The 20,116-nt window shown below is 49.4% G+C and carries 22 protein-coding genes and 1 pseudogene; 17 read left to right on the top strand and 6 right to left on the bottom strand.

Features of this window, described 5'->3' with window-relative positions; translation table 11 throughout:
• Positions 1 to 342 precede the first annotated feature (342 nt).
• Positions 343 to 1,707: a DNA repair protein RadA gene (gene radA, locus AB2U10_RS07335; RefSeq protein ID WP_367913700.1), complete on the bottom strand. Its 1,365-nt coding sequence runs from the start codon at positions 1,705 to 1,707 to the stop codon at positions 343 to 345.
• Between the two features lie 73 nt (positions 1,708 to 1,780).
• Here radA and AB2U10_RS07330 point away from each other — a divergent pair, with 73 nt between their 5' ends.
• The 10 genes and pseudogenes from AB2U10_RS07330 to aroQ all read left to right on the top strand — a co-directional run bounded on the left by AB2U10_RS07330 (position 1,781) and on the right by aroQ (position 8,351).
• Positions 1,781 to 2,386, top strand: a complete 606-nt coding sequence (locus AB2U10_RS07330) for a porin family protein (protein ID WP_367913699.1) — start codon at positions 1,781 to 1,783, stop codon at positions 2,384 to 2,386.
• 183 nt (positions 2,387 to 2,569) lie between these two features.
• Positions 2,570 to 2,740: a virulence RhuM family protein gene (locus AB2U10_RS07325; protein ID WP_367913698.1), complete on the top strand. Its 171-nt coding sequence runs from the start codon at positions 2,570 to 2,572 to the stop codon at positions 2,738 to 2,740.
• Positions 2,727 to 2,936 (top strand): annotated as a pseudogene (rhuM, locus tag AB2U10_RS07320) (RhuM family protein); the annotation flags it as partial. The gene AB2U10_RS07325 and the pseudogene rhuM, both read left to right, overlap by 14 nt.
• Positions 2,937 to 3,110: 174 nt before the next feature.
• Positions 3,111 to 3,449 carry a hypothetical protein gene (locus AB2U10_RS07315; RefSeq protein WP_367913697.1) on the top strand — a complete coding sequence of 113 codons (339 nt, stop codon included), beginning with the start codon at positions 3,111 to 3,113 and terminating at the stop codon, positions 3,447 to 3,449.
• 107 nt (positions 3,450 to 3,556) lie between these two features.
• Positions 3,557 to 4,114 carry a hypothetical protein gene (locus tag AB2U10_RS07310; protein ID WP_367913696.1) on the top strand — a complete coding sequence of 186 codons (558 nt, stop codon included), beginning with the start codon at positions 3,557 to 3,559 and terminating at the stop codon, positions 4,112 to 4,114.
• 64 nt (positions 4,115 to 4,178) lie between these two features.
• On the top strand, positions 4,179 to 5,231 hold the full coding sequence (locus tag AB2U10_RS07305) for a serine hydrolase domain-containing protein (protein ID WP_367913695.1): 1,053 nt from the start codon (positions 4,179 to 4,181) through the stop codon (positions 5,229 to 5,231).
• 136 nt (positions 5,232 to 5,367) lie between these two features.
• A complete protein-coding gene (locus AB2U10_RS07300; RefSeq protein WP_367913694.1) occupies positions 5,368 to 6,435 on the top strand; it encodes an endonuclease/exonuclease/phosphatase family protein in 1,068 nt (355 codons plus the stop codon).
• Positions 6,436 to 6,520: 85 nt separating this feature from the next.
• Complete coding sequence (locus AB2U10_RS07295) at positions 6,521 to 7,531, top strand: isoaspartyl peptidase/L-asparaginase family protein (protein WP_493820352.1); 1,011 nt, start codon at positions 6,521 to 6,523, stop codon at positions 7,529 to 7,531.
• A 58-nt stretch (positions 7,532 to 7,589) separates the two neighbouring features.
• Positions 7,590 to 7,904: a hypothetical protein gene (locus tag AB2U10_RS07290; RefSeq protein ID WP_493820348.1), complete on the top strand. Its 315-nt coding sequence runs from the start codon at positions 7,590 to 7,592 to the stop codon at positions 7,902 to 7,904.
• Positions 7,905 to 7,925: 21 nt separating this feature from the next.
• Positions 7,926 to 8,351 carry a type II 3-dehydroquinate dehydratase gene (gene aroQ / locus AB2U10_RS07285; RefSeq protein WP_367913691.1) on the top strand — a complete coding sequence of 142 codons (426 nt, stop codon included), beginning with the start codon at positions 7,926 to 7,928 and terminating at the stop codon, positions 8,349 to 8,351.
• Positions 8,352 to 8,358: 7 nt separating this feature from the next.
• Here aroQ and AB2U10_RS07280 read toward each other — a convergent pair whose 3' ends face one another.
• The 5 genes from AB2U10_RS07280 to AB2U10_RS07260 form a co-directional block, all read right to left on the bottom strand.
• Positions 8,359 to 9,777, bottom strand: a complete 1,419-nt coding sequence (locus tag AB2U10_RS07280; RefSeq protein WP_367913690.1) for a redoxin domain-containing protein — start codon at positions 9,775 to 9,777, stop codon at positions 8,359 to 8,361.
• Between the two features lie 42 nt (positions 9,778 to 9,819).
• The gene (gene pfkA / locus AB2U10_RS07275) at positions 9,820 to 10,794 is read right to left on the bottom strand and encodes a 6-phosphofructokinase (protein WP_367913689.1); all 975 of its coding nucleotides are present in this window, start codon (positions 10,792 to 10,794) and stop codon (positions 9,820 to 9,822) included.
• Between the two features lie 188 nt (positions 10,795 to 10,982).
• Positions 10,983 to 11,579 carry a hypothetical protein gene (locus tag AB2U10_RS07270; RefSeq protein WP_367913688.1) on the bottom strand — a complete coding sequence of 199 codons (597 nt, stop codon included), beginning with the start codon at positions 11,577 to 11,579 and terminating at the stop codon, positions 10,983 to 10,985.
• An 85-nt stretch (positions 11,580 to 11,664) separates the two neighbouring features.
• Entirely contained in the window at positions 11,665 to 12,357 is a 693-nt protein-coding gene (locus AB2U10_RS07265) for an SAM-dependent methyltransferase (RefSeq protein WP_367913687.1), read from the bottom strand.
• Positions 12,354 to 13,010, bottom strand: a complete 657-nt coding sequence (locus AB2U10_RS07260) for an HAD family hydrolase (RefSeq protein WP_367913686.1) — start codon at positions 13,008 to 13,010, stop codon at positions 12,354 to 12,356. Before AB2U10_RS07260 ends, AB2U10_RS07265 begins: the two co-directional genes overlap by 4 nt.
• Before the next feature lie 184 nt (positions 13,011 to 13,194).
• Here AB2U10_RS07260 and uvrA point away from each other — a divergent pair, with 184 nt between their 5' ends.
• From uvrA to AB2U10_RS07225, 7 genes are all read left to right on the top strand, one after another.
• Positions 13,195 to 16,026: an excinuclease ABC subunit UvrA gene (gene uvrA / locus AB2U10_RS07255; protein WP_367913685.1), complete on the top strand. Its 2,832-nt coding sequence runs from the start codon at positions 13,195 to 13,197 to the stop codon at positions 16,024 to 16,026.
• A gap of 37 nt (positions 16,027 to 16,063) precedes the next feature.
• Complete coding sequence (locus AB2U10_RS07250) at positions 16,064 to 16,888, top strand: amidohydrolase family protein (RefSeq protein WP_367913684.1); 825 nt, start codon at positions 16,064 to 16,066, stop codon at positions 16,886 to 16,888.
• Positions 16,889 to 16,957: 69 nt separating this feature from the next.
• Positions 16,958 to 17,323, top strand: a complete 366-nt coding sequence (locus AB2U10_RS07245) for a bleomycin resistance protein (protein ID WP_367913683.1) — start codon at positions 16,958 to 16,960, stop codon at positions 17,321 to 17,323.
• A 175-nt stretch (positions 17,324 to 17,498) separates the two neighbouring features.
• The gene (locus AB2U10_RS07240) at positions 17,499 to 17,789 is read left to right on the top strand and encodes a hypothetical protein (protein WP_367913682.1); all 291 of its coding nucleotides are present in this window, start codon (positions 17,499 to 17,501) and stop codon (positions 17,787 to 17,789) included.
• A 58-nt stretch (positions 17,790 to 17,847) separates the two neighbouring features.
• On the top strand, positions 17,848 to 18,192 hold the full coding sequence (locus tag AB2U10_RS07235; RefSeq protein ID WP_367913681.1) for a hypothetical protein: 345 nt from the start codon (positions 17,848 to 17,850) through the stop codon (positions 18,190 to 18,192).
• Positions 18,131 to 18,736 carry an RNA polymerase sigma factor gene (locus AB2U10_RS07230; RefSeq protein ID WP_367913680.1) on the top strand — a complete coding sequence of 202 codons (606 nt, stop codon included), beginning with the start codon at positions 18,131 to 18,133 and terminating at the stop codon, positions 18,734 to 18,736. Before AB2U10_RS07235 ends, AB2U10_RS07230 begins: the two co-directional genes overlap by 62 nt.
• A 37-nt stretch (positions 18,737 to 18,773) precedes the next feature.
• Entirely contained in the window at positions 18,774 to 20,015 is a 1,242-nt protein-coding gene (locus tag AB2U10_RS07225; RefSeq protein ID WP_367913679.1) for a Na+/H+ antiporter, read from the top strand.
• Positions 20,016 to 20,116 lie beyond the last annotated feature (101 nt).

The raw sequence follows: 20,116 nt of genomic DNA, 5'->3' as shown, positions 1-20,116 counted from the left end.
GCATATCTTTTGCGTTTCGTTACCCCGATTTTTGGCTCCAACCGTATTATTCGGGGTGATATACAAAGATAATCAAAAGCCCAACAAGTTCTTAATGAACAAGTTGGGCTTTTTCTGAATGGCCCTACCCGATTTTGACCGACAAAGGAAAGTTAACCATGCTCGAAGCCAAGCTCAAAGCCGAAGGTGAATACGATAAATTCAGGGTCATACAAGACAAAACCTATGAAAGTGATTTTGATAAGCTAATCAATGAGGCAAAGAGAAACAATCAAAAATGACAACCCATTACAGTCCGCTTCACTATCATAATTTTCAGAAAATAACTTTTTCTGCTATCCCTTAAAACAGCTCCGCAAATACCTCCTCCAGTTTCCCTACACCCCGGATAGCAATATTAAAATGATCTGTATTAATGCCTTTCAGGTTGTTCCGCGACACGTATATTTTTTCAAAACCCAGCTTGGCCGCTTCTGAAATGCGGGCCTCAATACGGCTCACCGGGCGCACTTCTCCGCCCAGGCCCACTTCAGCGCTGAAGCAGACCGAATGCGGGATAACCGCATCTTCGTACGAAGAAACAAGACTGCAGCATACGGCCAGGTCAATGGCCGGGTCATCTACCTTGAGCCCGCCCGCCACGTTGAGAAAGACATCCTGCGTACCCAGCCGGAAACCGCCCCGTTTTTCCAGCACGGCCAGCAGCATCTGCAGCCTCCTCAGGTCAAAGCCGTTGCTGCTTCGCTGCGGAGTGCCATAATTGGCGGTGCTCACCAGCGATTGGATCTCGATCTGTAGCGGCCGGTTGCCCTCGATCATGGCAGCGATGGCCACCCCGCTGAGGTTTTCGGTCTTTTCCGATATCAGGATCTCCGAAGGGTTGCTGACCTGCCGGAGACCGTTAGACAGCATTTCGTAGATACCCAGCTCAGAAGCATTTCCGAAACGGTTCTTGATGGTACGGAGGATCCGGTAGGTCATGAAGCGGTCGCCCTCAAATTGCAGAACGGTATCTACCATGTGCTCCAGCACCTTGGGCCCGGCCAGCGATCCCTCTTTGGTAATGTGCCCGATCAGCACCACCGGCACATCCGATTCTTTGGCAAAACGCATGATCTCGGCGGTGCATTCTTTGACCTGCGACACACTGCCTGCGCCGCTGTCAAGCAGCGGTGAAACCAGGGTCTGGATGGAGTCAATCACCACCACATCAGGCTCAATAAGCTCAATATGCTTAAAAATCAGGTCGGTAGACGTTTCGGTGAGCACATAGCAGCGTTCGCTGTGAACGGGTAAGCGCTCAGCCCGCATTTTGATCTGCTGCTCACTCTCTTCCCCCGAAATATAGAGTACATTATAGTCTGTCAGGCTCAGCGCCAGCTGGAGCATCAGCGTAGACTTACCGATACCCGGCTCTCCGCCGATGAGCGTGAGCGAGCCCGGCACCAGTCCGCCGCCCAGCACCCGGTTAAATTCTTCATCTTCTGTAATAATGCGGTATTTTTCAGCCCGGCTGATCTGCGAAAGCAGGCGTGGTTTGGCCCCGGCTGACCCCGTATTCCTCCATTTCCCCTTTTCCGGCTCTCCTGACGAGATCACTTCTTCCACCAGGGTGTTCCATTCGCCGCAGGAAGGGCACCTGCCCAGCCATTTAGGGGAATTATAACCGCATTTCTGGCAGAAATAAGAGGTTTTAACTTTTGCCATTCCGTAAAATATTAAACCGCAATATACGTTCTAAACTCGACTTCATAACTTAAACAACCAAACAAAAGAGATTATGAAAAAACTCATTTTAGTATTAGCCACTGTATTCTTCACCCACGCTGCCTCAGCCCAGTTCGGCTTCGGGATAAAAGGAGGAATCAACCTGAACAAGATTCATACGGATGCCGGCTCACTGAGTAACAATTACAAAGAAAGCCTGGATACCAAAACCGGATTTTCAGCCGGTGTGTTTGCACGTATCGGAGAAGGAATTTACCTGCAGCCCGAGCTTCTCTATACCGAGAGAAACGGCTCTCTTACCGATGCCAGCGGATCTACTGTATACGATATTAAAATAAAAAATGTGGATATCCCGGTGCTGGTGGGCTTCAAGCTGCTCGATTTCCTGCGGGTAAATGCAGGGCCGGTAGCTACGCTGAAGCTGAAGGAAGAACATACCTTCCTGAAAAACGTGACCACCACCGTTACCGAAGACGATGCCTTTAAAAATGCGACTTTCGGGTACCAGCTGGGCGCCGGGCTTTCGTTCGGCAAGCTGGATATTGACCTGAGGAAAGAAGGCAGCCTGGGCAGCATTTCCAGCAAGCATTTCCAGGATGAAAAATTCAACCAGAAAATGGATGGCTGGCAGCTTACCCTGGGCCTGCGTATTCTTTAAGAGGTATTTATTTCAAGAGAGGGGTTGCCGGTATTTTTCGGCAACCCTTTTTTATATCATAACTTTATCTATCCTGTCCAAGATATTATTACCGGTTTTTTTGATATTTACCGGAACCAACAGAATACTGAATGGTTTTCTCAAAAACAAAAGTATTTTTGCAGTAATGAAGCACAAATAAATATGAAGAATGAAATCATTTTATATCAGTCAGATGAATTACCGGAACATATAGAGGTAAAAATTGATGAAGAAAAGGAAACTTTTTGGTTATCGCTCAATCAAATAGCAAACCTTTTCGAAAGAGACAAGTCTGTAATTTCAAGACACTTAAAAAAAAATATTCCTGGATAAGGAGCTAGATAGAGTCTCAGTTGTTGCATTTTTTGCAACAACTGCTTCTGACAATAAAACCTACCATGTTGAACATTTTAATCTTGATGCAATTTTATCAGTTGGGTATAGAGTAAACTCAAGACGTGGAACTCAATTCAGAATATGGGCAAATCGTGTATTAAAGGAATATCTATTAAAAGGCTATGCTATCAATAATCGTATTAACCGAATAGAAGATAAAGTTGACGGCCTAAGTAATAAAATAAGTGAAATTGAATTACAAATCAATTCTCATTTAATTCCTACACAAGGCATATTTTTTGATGGACAGGTATTCGATGCTTACGAATTTGCTTCTAAAATTATTCGTTCCGCCAAGCAAAGTATTGTGTTAATAGATAATTATATTGATGAAGCAACACTTACCCATTTAACCAAAAAGAAAAAAGGCGTAAACGCATTAATATTAACCAAAAATATTAGCAAGCAATTGCAGTTAGACATAAAAAAAGCCAATGAACAATACGGAGATTTTGTTGTAGAACCATTTACACAAAGCCATGACCGATTTCTGATTATAGACAGCAAAGAAGTATATCATCTTGGTGCTTCGCTGAAAGACCTCGGAAAAAAGTGGTTTGCATTTTCTAAAATGGATAAAAACTCCGTTGATAATATTATAAAACACAGTATAAAAAAAAATAGCCCCCTCCCATCCTATTTTTGACAAACAAGATATCAAATAACCAGTTGACACCGCAAACAGACAAAACAAAAAGTGCCCGGATATTGACTCCAATATTCGGGACACTTATTTTTATAGGGCTTTACGTTATGGCTGCGCAGCTGTACCCGGGAGGGTCACAGGTGGATAAAGGCGCTGTGGGTTTCAGTTGGGCAAATAATTATTGGTGTAATTTACTGAATGAAAACGCCATAAACGGGCAACCCAATCCTGCAAAACCGGTGGCTATAACCGGGATGTTTGTGCTTTGTCTGACCCTCCTGTCTTTTTGGTTTTTATTCACAAAATACATTACTCGCAGCAAAAAACTTAAACTTATCATCCGGGTTTCAGGGACAATTTCCATGATAATTGCCTGCTTTTTATTTACAACTTTTAATCATGACTTAATCACCAATCTTGCATCACTCTTCGGGCTTATTGCCACTGTGGGAACGTTTATCGGGCTTTACAAAGTTAGGTGGTACGGCCTTCTTGCCTTTGGCCTTTTGAATATCCTCCTTGTGGCGCTGAATAACTATGTTTATTACAGCCGGGGGCTCATCATTTTTTTGCCGGTCATCCAGAAAATCAGTTTTGTCGCCTTTTTGTTTTGGCTTTGCTGTATAGATCTGAAGCTCTATGCCAGGGAGAGAAAAAACGCATAAACGTGAAGTAATTACGTTTACCATAAACAAAATCACTTTTGAATCCGGGCAAAGCATGAAAAACATGAGCCTATGGTTATTTGTCCTGTGGTCGCTGACAGGCTGCAGCCAGACTGATCCGTCTCCGTCCGGCACCTCCCTGTATTTTCCGCCCCGTTCCGATGCAGCATGGGAAACCACCTCCCCCACGGAACTGGGCTGGAACACCGGCGCTATTCCCGGTTTAAAGACGTTTCTTACCCAGACCAACACAAAATCATTTATGATCCTGGTGAACGGGAGAATTGTGATGGAAGAGTATTTTAACGGGCACACCGCCACCACGGAATGGGAATGGAACAGCGCTGGGAAAACCCTGGTGTCCGCTATTACGGGTATTGCCGGGCAGGAAAATTTACTGAACCCGGATAACAAAGCATCGGATTACCTGGGAATGGGGTGGACCAGTATGCCACTGGAAAAAGAAAACCGGATCACCGTAAGGCATTTGCTGACCATGACCTCGGGTATTGATGATACAAAGCAATTAATGATCCGGTCTAACCTCACCTACGTGGCGGATGCAGGCACCCGGTGGGCGTACAGCAATGTTTTCCAGAAACTGACAGATGTCGTCGCCAAAGCTGCGGATACCGGCTTTGAGACCTATTTCAATGAGAAGTTAAAAAACAAGATCGGGATGGACGGGTATTGGAGTTTTGGGCCCATCTTTACCATCTACCACAGCAGCACCAGGAGCATGGCGCGGTTTGGGCTTTGGGCTCTAAACAAAGGAAAATGGGGAGACCAGTCGGTCATCAATGAGGCGTATTTCACCGAAAGCACCCGTACCTCGCAAGACCTGAATCCCGCATACGGTTACCTGTGGTGGCTCAACGGAAAAACCAAATTTATGGTACCCAATTCCCAAACGGTCTTTACCGGCTTTTTAATTCCCAATGCACCGGCAGATATGTACGCAGCCATGGGCGCACGCGATCAGCGGATTTATGTGATACCCGGCAGGAATATGGTGGTGGTACGAATGGGCAGCTCCTCTAACCCGGACAGCCCCGACTTCGCGGTTTCGGGCTTTGATGCGGATTTTTGGGAAAAGATAAATGCCGTCATCAACTAAGCCAACCGCAATGAAACATCGGCAAAACGCACTGGTTATCCATATATTTTCTTACCTTAAGCCCAATAAGCCGTTTCCCGGCGTAACGAAACCGGCTGAATACTAAAATATCACCTTATTTTAACCGGCACGCACTATGATTCTGGCCTATCACCTCCTGGCCTGGGTACTGATCATCATGCCCCTTCTTCCGCTGGTAAAAAACCCGCACTGGGTTTTCAGGGTTCCTGACTTCGGAAAAATACAGCTCTTCATTATGCAGGTTATCCTGCTGCTGGTTTCGCCTTTTTTGCTTCCTGAGACCCTCTGGACATCAATGGCCCTCCTGGCCACAGCTCTTTTTAACGGAATCACCCTCTACCCGTATACGCCCCTGTTCCGGACCTCCACCCGCCCTCTTACCCGGCAGGCTTCCCGGCCCCTCAGCATAATTTCGCTGAACGTGTACCAGGATAACCGGAATTACGGAAAATTCCTGGAGCTGGTTCGCGGGCTGAAACCTGACCTGGTTCTGACCATGGAAAGTGATAGCAAGTGGGACAAGGCGCTCAGTGACCTGGACAAAGACTACCCATATTCAGTGAAGGTCCCGCTGGACAATACTTACGGGATGCACCTGTTTTCGCGGCTGAAGCTGCAAAAAACGGCCACGCATTTTTATGTGGCCGATGACCTGCCCAGCATTGAAACCGAAGTCATCTGCCCTGACGGCTTTATTTTCAAGATCTTCGCCCTGCATCCGCCGCCACCCAGCCCTACAGAAGAGGAAACCTCTAAGGAGCGTGACGGTGACATGCTGTCCGTAGCCAAGGCCATCCGGAAAAACAAGGACATGCCTACCGTGGCCATCGGCGACTTTAACTGTGTGGCCTGGGCGGAAGCCTCCCGGCTGTTTGTCAAGACCTCTGAGCTCATTGACCCGCGCATAGGCCGGGGATTCATATCTACTTTCCACGCCCGCTACCGACTGCTGCGGTTCCCGATTGACCAGGTGTATCATTCGGCCAACATTTTTGTGAAAGAACTTAAAACTTTACCGGATGTAGAGTCCGATCATTTGCCAGTTTTATTTAGTTTTGTGATTGACCTTCACAATGACTCCCAGGAAGAGCTGAAAGAAGAGGCCGATGCGGAAGACCTGCAGGTAGTGGATGAGAAAATCCAGGAGGGAAAAGAGGAGGAGGGGAAGAGAGGGAATGGTTAATGGTTAATGGTTAATGAAGGGTTTTTAATGGGAGGTTGTGTATGTTGAATTAATTATGGGTATGAAAAAAATATTTGTTTTGATGATGTTAACGGGTTTGGTGCAGGGGCTCTGCGCTCAAGGAAAAACCGCCATTGTCATTCACGGCGGAGCCGGTACCATTACCCGCAAAAATATGAGCGCCGAAATGGAAAAAGCCTACCGTGAAGGCCTGTTTACCGCCCTGCAGAAAGGCTATGCCGTATTGAAAAACGGCGGAAGCAGCCTGGATGCCGTAGAAGCAGCGGTAATGGAAATGGAAAACAACCCCCTGTTTAACGCCGGCAAAGGAGCCGTTTTTACCCACGAAGGCAAAAACGAGATGGATGCCGCCATCATGAACGGAGCCAACCTGGCCGCCGGGGCTATAGCCGGCGTTTCTACGATCCGGAATCCTATAAGAACGGCGAGGAAGGTCATGGAGAATTCAGAGCACGTGATGCTGACCGGCAAAGGAGCAGAAGAATTTGCCGCCAGCCAGGGCGAAGCCATTGTAGATCCCTCCTACTTCTATACCGAGAAACGCTGGGAAGGACTTCAACGCGCGCTCAAAGCTGAAAAAACCGAATTGGATCACGCCGATACGGTCAGAAAAACATCTCCGAAAACCGGCTACCTGATCTTTGATGAAGGAAAGAAATTCGGAACAGTGGGCGCTGTGGCGCTGGATAAGCAGGGAAACCTGGCGGCGGCCACCTCTACCGGCGGCATGACCAACAAACGATGGAACCGGGTGGGTGATGCACCCATTATTGGAGCCGGCACCTATGCCAATAATGCCACCTGCGCCGTATCTGCCACCGGGCACGGGGAATACTTTATCCGTTCGGTAGTGGCTTACGACATTTCCGCATTGATGGAATACAAAGGCCTGCCCCTGAAAAGCGCAGCGAACGAGGTGGTCATGCAAAAGCTGGTAAAACGGGGCGGTGAAGGCGGCGTGATCGCCGTAGATAAAAACGGGCATATTGCCATGCCGTTCAATTCGGAAGGAATGTACCGGGCCTCTATTGATACGGAAGGAAAGATGTATATCGGGATTTATAAAGATGAATGAGCTATCAGCCAAGAGCTGAAGGCTAAAAGCTGATAGCTGATAGCTAAATTTTATGCAAATGATCGTTATCCGGGGCGTTAATTTCAAAACCATCGAAGGCATAGCCCTGTGGCCCTTTGTGCTGGTCAGGAGCAAAAACCCTTCGCCCAGGTTACTTTTTCACGAACGCATTCATCTGCGGCAGCAGCTCGAAATGCTGATCCTGCCCTTTTATATCTGGTATGTACTGGAATGGGCCCTGAAATGGATACGCTGTAAAGACGCTGCCAAAGCCTACTATGCCATTGGCTTTGAACGCGAGGCCTACGCCAACGAGCAAAACCCGGCCTATCTCAATACCAGGCGATTCTGGAATTTTATTCCGTACATTTGACATTCAAAAACCAACAGATCTGTGAAGATAATTATCATCAACGGCCCCAACCTGAACCTGCTGGGCAAGCGGGAACCCGAAATCTACGGCCGCCGGAGCTTTGAAGATTATTTTGAAGTTTTAAAGGCCGGCTTCCCTGACGTGACCCTGGAATATTTCCAGTCGAACCACGAAGGCGCTATCATTGATAAAATTCATGAAACGGGGTTTTCTTATGACGGCATTATCATCAATGCCGGTGGCCTTACCCATACGTCGGTGGCCCTGGCCGATGCGCTGGGCGGTGTGACCACACCGGCCGTGGAAGTGCATATTTCCAATATCCACGCCCGTGAGGAGTTCCGGAAGCATTCGTACATCAGCCCGAAGGTACGCGGAGCCATTTTCGGACTGGGACTTACCGGTTACAAGCTGGCCATTACCTATTTCCTGGAAGAACTGCGGTAAAACGGCTTTATTTGCCCGCTACGTTTTTCTCGTAATGGGCCAGGAAACCGTTGATCTCTTCAATGGGTATCCGGCGGGCAATGATGCGTTTCTGCTCGTCGAGGATATACAAAGTAGGTGTAGAATATACGTCGTACCGGTAGAAGAAATCGTATTTCCTGTCGGGGTCATGCAGGTTGGTCATGCGCCCCATATCGTAGGTCCGGATAAACTTCTTCATTTCGTCAGCATCCCGTTCCACATCGGCTGAAACATTCCACAACGCAATGCCTTTGCTGCGGTTTTCATCAAAGTATTTTACCAGCTCAGGAGCGTGATCTTTGCAATGCCCGCAAGTTGGGCTATAGAAGTATACCAGGGTATACCTGGCTTTTACGTCGTAGAGGTCATGGGTTTTGCCCAGGGTATCTTTCAGGACCAGGGCCGGCATGATCTTCCCGGTTTCCAGGGGTTTCATCACGCTCAGGCGCTCAGCAAACCGGGCCCGGCTGGTGCTGTCCAGCCAGTCGGCATCTTTCAGGTAATAATTTTCATACAAATGCACCACCACACCATCCAGGCCCACCACATCCGTATTTTCGTACTGGTTGGTGAGGTACCACAGCACATACCGGTAAACGTCTTTATTTTTCCGGGCCAGCCCCAGCACATAAGAGGTTTCCTTTTTCAGCGTATCGGCCCGCTGGTACACCAGGTTTTTGAAATAACGCTCTACCCTGCTTTCCAGGAAAGGCGTCCGGATCATTCTTTCGTCTGAAAAATCCAGGTGGTCAAAATAATGTTTCTTGTATTCCCGGTAAAAGAAGGTGGAGTCAGGCTGTCCATTGGCCAGCAAAGGCGCCTTCTCGGGTAGCTCGGGTTCCAGGTTGGCAGTCATAATGCGGGCAGCGAAGAGCTCCGGGTGCGCATCCGCCCGTTTCTTCAGCTCGTGGTTGACCTCTTTCTGGAGGGCATCCATTTCTTTCCGCAGGGCTGCTACCCGTGCCGGGTCGCGTTCTGTTTTAAGCTGCGCCTGCAGCTTTTCCCCCGTCTTCATTTTCTGGTTCAGGAATTTCCGGTACCCGAAAAGCAGATCGTTCTCCGGCGAGTTCCTGAATTTTACCGTTCCCACGTAATCCGAGGTGTCCAGCTCCATGTAGATATCGTTCTCCCTGCCTGAAATCACCAGGTCATAAAATTTAGAAGGAGAGATAACTACCAGGTAAACGCCTCCTTTCCAGCCTTCCGGCCCGCTCGTAAATTTCAGGAGGCCGTTTTGGTCCACTTTGGCCGAGTCTACTTTCTGAAACTGCTTGTACCCGAAATAATGCGCCAGCTGCACGTATCTGACGGTATCAGGCACCTGCATTTTCACGGTCAGCTTTTGCTGAGCCTGAAGCGGCAAAATACCGGTAAGAAGCAATGCCAGAAAACAGATTCTTTTCATATACATGATATTAGTTGCCCATGGACAGTTGTCAATTGTTTATTATATGCTCAAAATATGCACCATCCGCAACAGGTCGTCATGGATAGGTTTGGCTTTCTTGATGGTGTCAATGAAAGGCGTATAAACCACTTCATTATTGATAATACCCGCCATTACGTTCTTTTGTCCGCTCATTAGGCCTTCTACCGCTGCCAGGCCCATGCGCGAAGCCAGGATACGGTCATAGGCAGTAGGTGAGCCTCCCCGCTGCACGTGGCCCAGGGTAGTTACCCGGATATCCAGCTTATCGCCTACCTGCGCTTTGATCTTCTCCGCAATTTCAGTGGCATGGCCTTCTTCGTCTCCTTCTGCCACCACTACAATGGAAGAAGATTTAGACCGTCTCCACCCGTCTTTAAGAGAAGATACCACTTTTTTCAGCGGGGTATGGGTTTCGGGCACCATAACGATCTCCGCGCCGCCGCCTATACCCGATTGCACCGCAATGTACCCCGAGTCGCGCCCCATCACTTCGATAAAAAAGACGCGGTCATGCGAATCGGCCGTATCGCGGATCTTATCGATAGCCTCCAGCGAAGTGTTTACCGCCGAGTCAAAACCGATGGTATAATCGGTTCCGTACAGGTCGTTATCGATGGTTCCCGGGCAGCCTACGGTAGGCAGCTGGTATTCGTTGTAAAATACCTCAGCACCGGTAAACGTACCGTTACCGCCAATGGCCACCAGGCCGTCGATCTCCAGCTTTACCAGGTTGTCGTAGGCTTTTTTCCGGCCTTCCGGTGTCAGAAACTCTTTGCTCCTGGCCGATTTCAATATAGTTCCTCCTCTTTGTACAATATTACTTACCGAACTTGACGTCATCTCAAAGATATCACCGGATATCATTCCGTTATATCCCCGCCGGATACCGTAAACTTTCAGCCCGTGATAAATGGCTCCCCTTACTACGGCCCTGATACAGGCATTCATACCCGGAGCGTCTCCACCAGAAGTGTAAACCGCTATTTTTTTCATTCTATGTCTTTATTTTTCCGCAGCAAAAATAGCGAGATTTATCCAAAACAGAAATCAATTTTAAGGCATGAACCGAATGTCTGCCATTTTTTATATGGCATATCCAACGTTTCACCAAAAAAGTTCAAGAAACAGGCCGTTTCAAACCCTGTGCCGGTATCGGTAACGTTGCCGGATTCTGTTGATGCTTATAATTTTTCGATCAGGCGGATATTGACGCCCCTGAAGCAGTCGTCGGCACAATTGTCTTCCACAAATCCTGCCGAGGAGATGAGGCCTTCGTTTTTCGCCTCAAAATAAGTGGTTACATTTTTTCTTTCCTGCAGCCATTCGTTTTTGGCGCGCTGGTAAATCACATCCAGGGTGATGGGTTCGCTGGCGGCGGTACCGGTGTGGGTACCCAGTTCCACGCCTTTCTCCTCCCATTCGCAATACGCCAGGAAGTCAGCGCCTGAACGTTGTGTAAATTCTTCTTCGCTCATTCCCAGCACCTTCAGGGCTTCTTTTGCACTGTTCGTATCCCAGCCGGTGGCCGGCCTTCTGACCCCTTCAAAATTTGTATACCTGAACTTCCGCCCGGTTATTTCCCCCTTTTCCACGATGAGCTCCGTTTCCCACGATACGCCCGTCCAGGTGCTTCCGGTCAGGATATAACGATAGGAATTATTACTGGCGGTTTTAAAGCTCTTCCATTTCTGGAAGCTTTTATCGTATTCGCTCTTGTGCTCAAAGCTGTCACAGGCAGAAACCAGTATCACCAGCAAAAGTCCTATTATTTTTTTCATTTTTATAAAATTCAGGTGCAGGAGATTGTTCATCCCTCTTTATACAGAAAGACTCTCTTTTAACGAAAAAAGTTGGAAACGGATTTTAATTTATCAGGAAAATCGCGGGTCTTTTGTGCAGATCGGGCAGGGAATGCTTTTTCCAGCCGGCTATGCTCCGGGTGAGAATGTATTCGGTTTCTGCCGTCAGGTCGGCGGCTATGCAGAGGCGGGTGTGCGGGCCGAGTGTCTTCAGCAGGGTTTGCAGCAGGGCGTTGTTCCGGTACGGCGTTTCCATGAAAATCTGGGTCTGGTTGCGTTGTACGGCGTCTTTTTCCAGTGCCCTGAGCTTTGCCGCCCGTTCGTCTTCTTTAATGGGCAGGTAACCGTGAAACGCAAACGACTGCCCGTTCATGCCTGAGCCCATCAGGGCCAGTAAGATAGAGTTCGGTCCCACCAGCGGGTGCACCGTAAAGCCCAGCTGGTGGCCGGCCTCTACCACCAGCGCACCCGGATCGGCCACGCCGGCGCACCCGGCTTCAGAAATAATGCCGGCGTCTTCTTTCAGATCCGATACGGCCTCGAAGATCTTCTCAAAGGGAGTATCTTTATTGACCTCTATAAACCGCAGCTCATCAATAACAATGCCCTGCTTCAGCGAGGAGATAAAGCGGCGGGTGGTTCTGGCGTTTTCCACGAAGAACACCTTCAGCTTTTTGATCGTTTCCACACTGTGGGGCGTGAGGGCCTGCTGATGGCTGTTCTCTGCCAGGAGCATGGGTAAAAGGTAGAGGTTCATGTATTCAGGATTTGCCGGATGTCTTCCGGTTGGATGGCCGTATAATCGTGAATGTAGGCATTGCAGGGTGGTAGCTCTTCGCGGGTGTGCGAGCTTAACACGCCCACCACCTTCATGCCGGCATTTCGTGCTGCGGTGATCCCGGAGAAAGAATCTTCAAATACCACGCAGTGCACAGGGGCTACGCCCAGGTTAGCGGCAGATTTCAGGTATACTTCGGGGTCAGGCTTATGCCGGGTGACGTTTTCACTGGCCATAACCGACTCCATCTGCTTTTCAAAGCCCAGCCGGCCCATGATCAGGTCAAGGTTGGCCCGCGGGGCAGAAGTGGCCACTCCCGTTTGAAAACCGGCCTGCTTCAGGGCGGTCAGGAAGGCCGAAAAACCTTCGATGTCTTTTACATGCGGGGCATAAATTTCGCGGAAAAGCCCTTCTTTCTCTTCTTCCATGGACGCAAACTCATCTCCCGTTACGGGCCGTCCCAGGAAATGCTTTAAGATATAGCTGTTGCTTTTCCCGAACATGTGCTCGGCAAATTCGGCATCGGTAGGATACAGGTCTCTTTTCTCAAAAAATGCACGGAAAGCCAGGGAGTGGTATGGGTTGGTATGGGCAATTACCCCGTCCATGTCAAATATTACTGCTTGTTTCATAAGATAAATGAGTTCCGGATAAATCAGTTCCGGGTGATTGATTCCGGGTACTTCGTGCCCGGCGCCGCAAAAATAAGCCTTTGTGCAGTATCCTGAAGCATTCCCCGGCAAAAAACACGATAAAGCCCATGGGAAGGTTACTATAAACCTGCTGATTTTAGTAAAAACATTGTATTTTTGTACAATGAAAAACACGAGCTCTGTTCCTGACGTCGACCACCTGGATCCTAAAGAATATATCATCATCAAAGGTGCCCGGGTTAATAACCTCAAAAACGTAAATGTAGCCATTAAAAGGAATACCCTGACGGTAGTCACGGGCCTGTCCGGAAGCGGGAAGTCTTCCCTGGCATTTGATACGCTTTACGCAGAAGGTCAGCGAATGTACGTGGAAAGCCTGAGCTCGTATGCCCGCCAGTTCCTGGGCCGTATGGAAAAGCCGGAAGTAGATTATATCAGGGGAATTTCACCGGCCATAGCCATTGACCAGAAGGTCAGCACCCGCAACAGCCGGTCTACTGTTGGCACATCTACCGAAATCTACGACTACATGAAGCTGCTTTTTGCCCGGATAGGTGACACCTACTCACCGGTCAGCGGCAAACAGGTCAGCAAAGATACGGTAACTGACGTGGTCAATTACCTGTTTACCTACCCGGAAGGCACCCGCGTGATGATCCTGAGCCCCCTGCAGCCCAAAGAAGACCGCACTATAGCCCAGGAGCTCGACCTGCTCCTGAAAAAGGGCTTCAACCGCATACAGGTGAAAGACGAAACCGTGCTGATTGAAGATGTGCTGAGCTTTGACGTGAGGGTTGAAGACGTAAAAATCCTGGTAGACCGGGCCGTGATTCAATACGACGCCACCGGGCAGCCCGATGAAGATACCCAGTTCCGCCTTTCCGATTCAATTCAGACCGCTTTTTTTGAAGGAAACGGCATTTGTGAAGTGGTGGTCAGGGCCGAGGAGGGCGATATCGTACGTCTTTTTTCGGATAAGTTTGAACGCGGCGGCATTCTTTTTGAAGAGCCCAGCATCAATCTTTTTACTTTCAATAACCCGTACGGGGCCTGCCGCCGCTGTGAAGGCTTCGGCAGCGTGCTGGGCCTGGATCCCGACCTGGTTTTTCCCGATAAAAAGCTTTCGGTTTTTGAAGGAGCCATTGCTCCCTGGAGGAGTGAAAAAATGAGTGAATTCCTGACGCCGCTGCTGCGCAACGGCATCCGGTTTGATTTTCCTATTCACCGGGCCATTAAAGACCTGGATCCCGGGCATTACCAGCTGCTGTGGGACGGTAACGAATATTTTACCGGGCTGACCGATTTCTTTAAGCACCTGGAAGAGCAATCGTATAAGATCCAGTACCGGGTGATGCTGTCGCGCTACCGCGGCCGTACGGTCTGTCCCGACTGCCGGGGAACCCGCTTGCGGAAAGATGCCTCCTACGTGAAGGTAGGCGGGAAATCTATTGTAGACCTGGTGCTGATGCCCATTGACCAGGTGGCTGGTTTTTTCAGGAGCCTCGCCCTCGACGAGTACAAGACCAAAGTAGCCAAACGTATCCTGATCGAGGTCAATAACCGGCTCGATTTCATGCAGCGGGTAGGCCTGGGTTACCTTACGCTGAACCGGCTTTCGCGCACCCTTTCAGGGGGTGAAAGCCAGCGGATCCGGCTGGCCACGTCGCTGGGCAGCGCGCTGGTTGGCTCTATGTATATCCTGGACGAACCCAGTATCGGGCTGCACCCGCGCGACACCGAGCGGCTGGTTTCCGTGCTGAAGTCGCTTCGTGACCTGGGCAACACCGTGATTGTGGTAGAGCACGAAGAAGAAGTCATGAAAGCCTCCGACGACATCATTGATATCGGTCCGGAGGCCGGCGTATACGGCGGCGAGCTGGTGTTCCAGGGCAAATGGAACGGTCAGAGCGGCGGTCGTTCGCACACGCTCGACTTCCTGAACGGACAGGAAACCATAGAAATACCCAAAAACCGACGGAAGTTCCTGGATTTCCTTTTGCTGAGCGGCGCCCGCGAAAATAACCTTAAGAACCTCGACGTCAAGATCCCGTTAGGCATATTTACCGTGGTTACCGGCGTCAGCGGCTCAGGGAAATCTACGCTGATCCGGAAAATACTGTACCCGGTGCTCGACCGCCTGGTGGGCGAGCCGCGTTCGGGCGAAGATCCCGGCAAATACGATGAGCTCACAGGCAGTCTCAGCCGTATTGCACAGGTGGAAATGGTAGACCAGGACCCGATCGGCAAATCGAGTCGCTCCAACCCGGTTACGTATATCAAGGCCTACGACACCATCCGGGCGCTCATGGCCGAGCAGCCCCTGGCAAAGCAGCGCGACTACAAACCGGCTCATTTTTCGTTTAACGTAGACGGCGGCCGCTGCGAGGCCTGCCAGGGAGAAGGCTACCAGACCATAGAAATGCAGTTCATGGCCGATGTGAAGCTCACCTGCGAGAGCTGCGGCGGTAAGCGCTTCAAGCAGGAAATCCTGGAAGTAACGTATCACGATAAGAATATTGCGGATATCCTGGCCATGACGGTAGACGAAGCCATGGAATTCTTCAAAGATTCACAACCCAAGCTGGCCGAAAAAATTCTGCCGTTGCAGGAGGTGGGGCTGGGCTATATCGGCCTCGGCCAGGCATCGAACACCCTGTCGGGAGGAGAAGCCCAGCGGGTAAAGCTGGCCTATTTCCTGGGTAAAGGAAATTCGGAAAAAGGCAAAACCCTGTTTATTTTTGACGAACCCACCACCGGCCTGCATTTTAACGACATCCGGAAGCTCCTGAAAGCCATGAATGCCCTGGTGGACCAGGGCGACACAGTGATTGTGATTGAGCACAACATGGAGGTCATCAAGTCAGCCGACTGGATCATTGACCTGGGCCCGGAAGGCGGCGAGAACGGCGGATACCTCTGTTTTGAAGGTACGCCGGAAGAGATGATCCGGCTGGAAGACAACCATACGGCGAGGTTTCTGAAGGGGAAATTTTAAATTCTAAGGGAAATTTTTCTTAAATCGGTTAAAACTTATGAAAATTGACGCTCATCAGCACTTCTGGACCTACGATCCTGAAACATTTGCCTGGCTTACCGATGATATGGCGGCTATCCGCAAGAGCTTTCAGCCGGAAGACCTGAAGCCTGTGCTGGATTATTATGCGTTTGACGGCTGTGTATTTGTGCAGGTCAACCAGACCGAGCAGGAGACCCTCCATTTTCATGAGGTGGCCTTGCAAAATCCTTTCATCAGGGGAGTGGTAGGATGGACGGATCTTTTTTCAGACAGGCTGGAGGAAAACCTGGAGAAATATGCGGGCATGGAGAAAGTGAAGGGGTTCCGTCACATTGTACAGGGCGAGCCGGCAGGCTTCATGAAAAACCCGCAGTTTGTGGAAGCCGTCAAGAAGCTGTCGCGGTACGATTTTACCTATGATATCCTGATCTACCCCCCGCAGCTCAAAGATGCTGTTTTTATTGCCCGCTCCTGCCCCGATACCCGCTTTGTGCTGGATCACATGGCGAAACCCCTGATCCGCGAAGGCAAGGTGACCCAGTGGGCCAATTACATCCGGGAGCTGGCCGCCCATCCCAATGTATTCTGCAAAGTATCAGGGCTCGTTACCGAAGCCGATTACCACCACTGGAAAAAAGAAGATTTTTACATTTACCTTGATATGGTGCTGAATGCTTTTGGTGCCGACCGCCTGCTCTACGGTTCCGACTGGCCCGTATGCCTCGTGGCGGCTACCTACGAAGAGCAGCTTGACATCCTGGAAAGCTATTTTTCCGGGCTTTCAGAGACGGAGAAGGCCGGTATTTTCGGCGAAAATGCCCGGCAGGTATACCGCCTGTAGCAAGGCAAAACTCCGGACCTCTGTACACAAAGTACCCGGGCAAAATTATTTACCTTAAACACAAGAATTATGCTGGCCGCCGTTCATCCGAAATTACCCATGCGGAACAAAGCCGCTACCAAAGCCTTTTACCTCGATCAGCTGGGATTTAAAGAACTGGGTGATTTCGGCAATTATTTAATAGTGGCCCGGGATAACGTGGAAATCCATTTTTTTGAATTCAAAACACTGGATCCGAAAGAAAATTACGGTCAGGTCTATATCCGCACCCACAGCATTGACCAATTGTATCAATCGTTCCTCGACAACAATACACCTATTCACCCCAACGGCCCGCTGCAAATCAAGCCGTGGGGACAAAAAGAGTTCTCCATCCTGGATCCCGACAGCAATCTTCTGACATTCGGGCAAGGGGTAAATTCGCTACCGGCATAAACCTGTGTGCTATCCTCCCAACCCCATGTAATACAAGCTTATCTTTAAATTACTCCCGGCGGAATTACCTCTTCTGGAAAATAAATCAAATTTTATAAAATATTTTTTCACCTCAGTTGTCTGTAGTAATAAGCGCGCTTAAAAAGTCAGTATAACGAAATAAAAATTTAAGCAGATGATGACAACAAGAGGTTTTGGAATGGGTTTCTTCGGAAGAAATCCTTTTGGTAAGGATGGAGGAAAGCAATTCCGGGAAGAATGGTCGAAAATGACCGATAGTGAAAAACTTGAATTTGCCAATGAGCGATTCGGAAAAGCAGGAGAAGACCGTTTTTCGGTAGAGAAGTTGGACGAGCTCTGCGAAAAATGGACAAAAATGTCGGCAGAGGAGAAGCAGGCATTCGTAGATGAACGTAAAAAAGCCTTTGAAAACCGGATGTCCGGTTTCTGGGGACATGACCATTAATCAACCGGGAAAGATGCCTGAAAAGGACCAGGCATCTTTTCCCTATCTAATTACAACAATGAGACAAAGAGGTGCAAAACTGGTTTTAACGGGCATAGCAGCGCTGGCTGTGATAAGTGCCGTTACTATGATATTATGGAATCACCTGATGCCGGCTATTTTCGGACTGACGGCCATTACCTTCTGGCAGGCAGCAGGGCTGCTTGCTCTGTGCCGCATTCTTTTCGGGCGTTTCGGATGGAACGGAATGATGATGCACGGAAGAGAAAATCATATCCGAGAAAAATGGATGAAAATGACTCCTGAACAACGCAGGGAATTTATTACCAAAAGGCGGAATTTTGGCTACCCGTTCGGAGCTGGGTACCCCGGTCAGGCAGAGCACGGCGATGGCGAAAGATGAGCAAAACCATGTTGAACAGCTTGTAAAAGAACATCAACCCCGCCTAAAGTCATTTATTGGCAAAAGGGTTGCTAACCGGGAAGACGCAGAAGATATTTTACAGGAGGTTTTTTATCAGCTGGCCAAAACCGTTGAAAACAATATCCGCCCGATTGAACAGGTCACGGCCTGGCTGTACCGTGTAGCCCGCAATACCATCATCAATACCGGCAGGAAAAAACAACCCCTGCCGGTCTCCCGGTATACCCCGGATGGAGATCTCTCCGAAGAGTTTTCGGAGATCCTGTTCGGCAGCGATGACCTTACACCCGAAACAGAATACATGCGCTCCCTGATCTGGAAAGAAATAGAGGCCGCCCTCACCGAATTACCCCCGGAGCAACGGGAGGCTTTCGAGCTTACCGAACTGGAAGGCCTATCGGTAAAAGAGGTAGCCGAAACCATAAACATACCCGTAAATACGCTCTTATCCCGCAAGCATTACGCTGTAAAACACCTGCGTAAACGCCTGGATGTCTTGTATAAAGATATCATGGAATATTAATCCGTTTCCGTTTATTTCACGTATTTTTGGCCGCAGAATGGAAAATTATACTATTGTATTGCTTATCATGTCCCTGATGATCGGGGCATCGGGTATGGCCGATAAAATAAAGCTGTCGGCGCCGGTATTATTGCTGTTGGTAGGTATCGGGATCGGCTTCCTGCCAATCCTGCCCGACATTGAGCTGAATCCTGAAATTGTGATGCTTCTTTTCCTGCCGCCTTTGCTGTATGATGCGGCATTCAATATCTCGTTCCGCGATTTCCAGACCAATATCAATACCATCAGCACCCTGGCCATAGGGCTGGTATTCATTACCACGGTAGGCATTGCGGCCGTGGCCCGTTACCTGATCCCCGGCATGACCTGGCCCCTGGCCTTTGTGCTCGGAGCCATCCTTTCGGCTACAGATGCCGTGGCGGCCATCGGCATTACCAAAGGACTGGGCCTGCCTCATAAAACGGTGACCATCCTGGAAGGGGAAAGCCTGGTAAATGATGCATCGGCGCTGATTGCCTACCGCTTTGCCACCGCCGCCGTTACCGGCATTGCTTTTGTCTGGTGGAAAGCTTCGTTCCAGTTCCTGCTGGTGCTGGGCGGCGGCTTCCTGGTCGGCATGGTCACGGGCATCCTGCAGGCTTGGGTACTGCGCTTTTTCCGCACCAATGACATGGTGATCATCAGCCTGACGCTGCTGATGCCGTTTGTCACCTATCTTCTCGCCGAACATTTCCAGGTATCGGGTGTGATCGCCGTGGTTATCCTGGGCCTGAATATGTCGAGGCTGAGCCGCCATAAATTCCCGGAAAAAGTCAGGAACCAGTCCAAACACTTCTGGGACGTCATTATTTTCCTGCTGAACGGGCTCATTTTCCTGTTAATCGGGCTGCAGTTTCCCATTGTAATGAAAAAGATAAATCCCGAAGAGGTCTGGTCGTTTGCGGGCTATGCAGGCATCATTGCCCTGGTGGCGCTGGCGATCCGGATGATCAGGGTATACATGCAGCAGTTCAATCTTCAGAAAGCCTTTGACGGCAAACGGCCCGTCAGCAAAGATGCCTTATTCGATTCGCGCACCAGCTTTATCATTACATGGTCAGGCATGCGGGGGATTGTTTCCCTCGCTATCGCGATCGGTCTTCCCGTAAGCCTGAACGACGGATCGCCGTTTCCTATGCGGAATGAAATTATTTTTCTTTCTATAGCTGTGGTCTTGTTCTCCCTGCTTGGACAGGGACTTTCACTCCCCTGGGTGGTCAGAAAACTCGGTAAAAAGTGAGCCGGGTACGGGAATAATCCTTTTTCCCGGTAAGGATTTTTGCGGAAAGTTGTACCGATATGTGCTGATATTCAAAAAGAAAGCATTATTTTCGAAGTATC

Origin of the sequence: Leadbetterella sp. DM7, from assembly GCF_040829825.2 — a bacterium.
GTDB lineage: Bacteria > Bacteroidota > Bacteroidia > Cytophagales > Spirosomataceae > Leadbetterella.
This window is presented reverse-complemented; position numbering and strand designations above follow the sequence as displayed.

Coding starts and splice junctions, on each gene's coding strand:
- AB2U10_RS07245 (WP_367913683.1), top strand. CDS start 16,958: ATGCTGGCCGCCGTTCATCCGAAATTACCCATGCGGAACAAAGCCGCT.
- AB2U10_RS07250 (WP_367913684.1), top strand. CDS start 16,064: ATGAAAATTGACGCTCATCAGCACTTCTGGACCTACGATCCTGAAACA.
- AB2U10_RS07235 (WP_367913681.1), top strand. CDS start 17,848: ATGAGACAAAGAGGTGCAAAACTGGTTTTAACGGGCATAGCAGCGCTG.
- AB2U10_RS07270 (WP_367913688.1), bottom strand. CDS start 11,579: ATGAAAAAAATAATAGGACTTTTGCTGGTGATACTGGTTTCTGCCTGT.
- AB2U10_RS07330 (WP_367913699.1), top strand. CDS start 1,781: ATGAAAAAACTCATTTTAGTATTAGCCACTGTATTCTTCACCCACGCT.
- AB2U10_RS07280 (WP_367913690.1), bottom strand. CDS start 9,777: ATGAAAAGAATCTGTTTTCTGGCATTGCTTCTTACCGGTATTTTGCCG.
- AB2U10_RS07225 (WP_367913679.1), top strand. CDS start 18,774: ATGGAAAATTATACTATTGTATTGCTTATCATGTCCCTGATGATCGGG.
- AB2U10_RS07240 (WP_367913682.1), top strand. CDS start 17,499: ATGATGACAACAAGAGGTTTTGGAATGGGTTTCTTCGGAAGAAATCCT.
- AB2U10_RS07295 (WP_493820352.1), top strand. CDS start 6,521: ATGTTAACGGGTTTGGTGCAGGGGCTCTGCGCTCAAGGAAAAACCGCC.
- AB2U10_RS07300 (WP_367913694.1), top strand. CDS start 5,368: ATGATTCTGGCCTATCACCTCCTGGCCTGGGTACTGATCATCATGCCC.
- radA (WP_367913700.1), bottom strand. CDS start 1,707: ATGGCAAAAGTTAAAACCTCTTATTTCTGCCAGAAATGCGGTTATAAT.
- AB2U10_RS07265 (WP_367913687.1), bottom strand. CDS start 12,357: ATGAACCTCTACCTTTTACCCATGCTCCTGGCAGAGAACAGCCATCAG.
- AB2U10_RS07290 (WP_493820348.1), top strand. CDS start 7,590: ATGATCGTTATCCGGGGCGTTAATTTCAAAACCATCGAAGGCATAGCC.
- pfkA (WP_367913689.1), bottom strand. CDS start 10,794: ATGAAAAAAATAGCGGTTTACACTTCTGGTGGAGACGCTCCGGGTATG.
- AB2U10_RS07260 (WP_367913686.1), bottom strand. CDS start 13,010: ATGAAACAAGCAGTAATATTTGACATGGACGGGGTAATTGCCCATACC.
- AB2U10_RS07325 (WP_367913698.1), top strand. CDS start 2,570: ATGAAGAATGAAATCATTTTATATCAGTCAGATGAATTACCGGAACAT.
- AB2U10_RS07310 (WP_367913696.1), top strand. CDS start 3,557: ATGGCTGCGCAGCTGTACCCGGGAGGGTCACAGGTGGATAAAGGCGCT.
- AB2U10_RS07305 (WP_367913695.1), top strand. CDS start 4,179: ATGAGCCTATGGTTATTTGTCCTGTGGTCGCTGACAGGCTGCAGCCAG.
- uvrA (WP_367913685.1), top strand. CDS start 13,195: ATGAAAAACACGAGCTCTGTTCCTGACGTCGACCACCTGGATCCTAAA.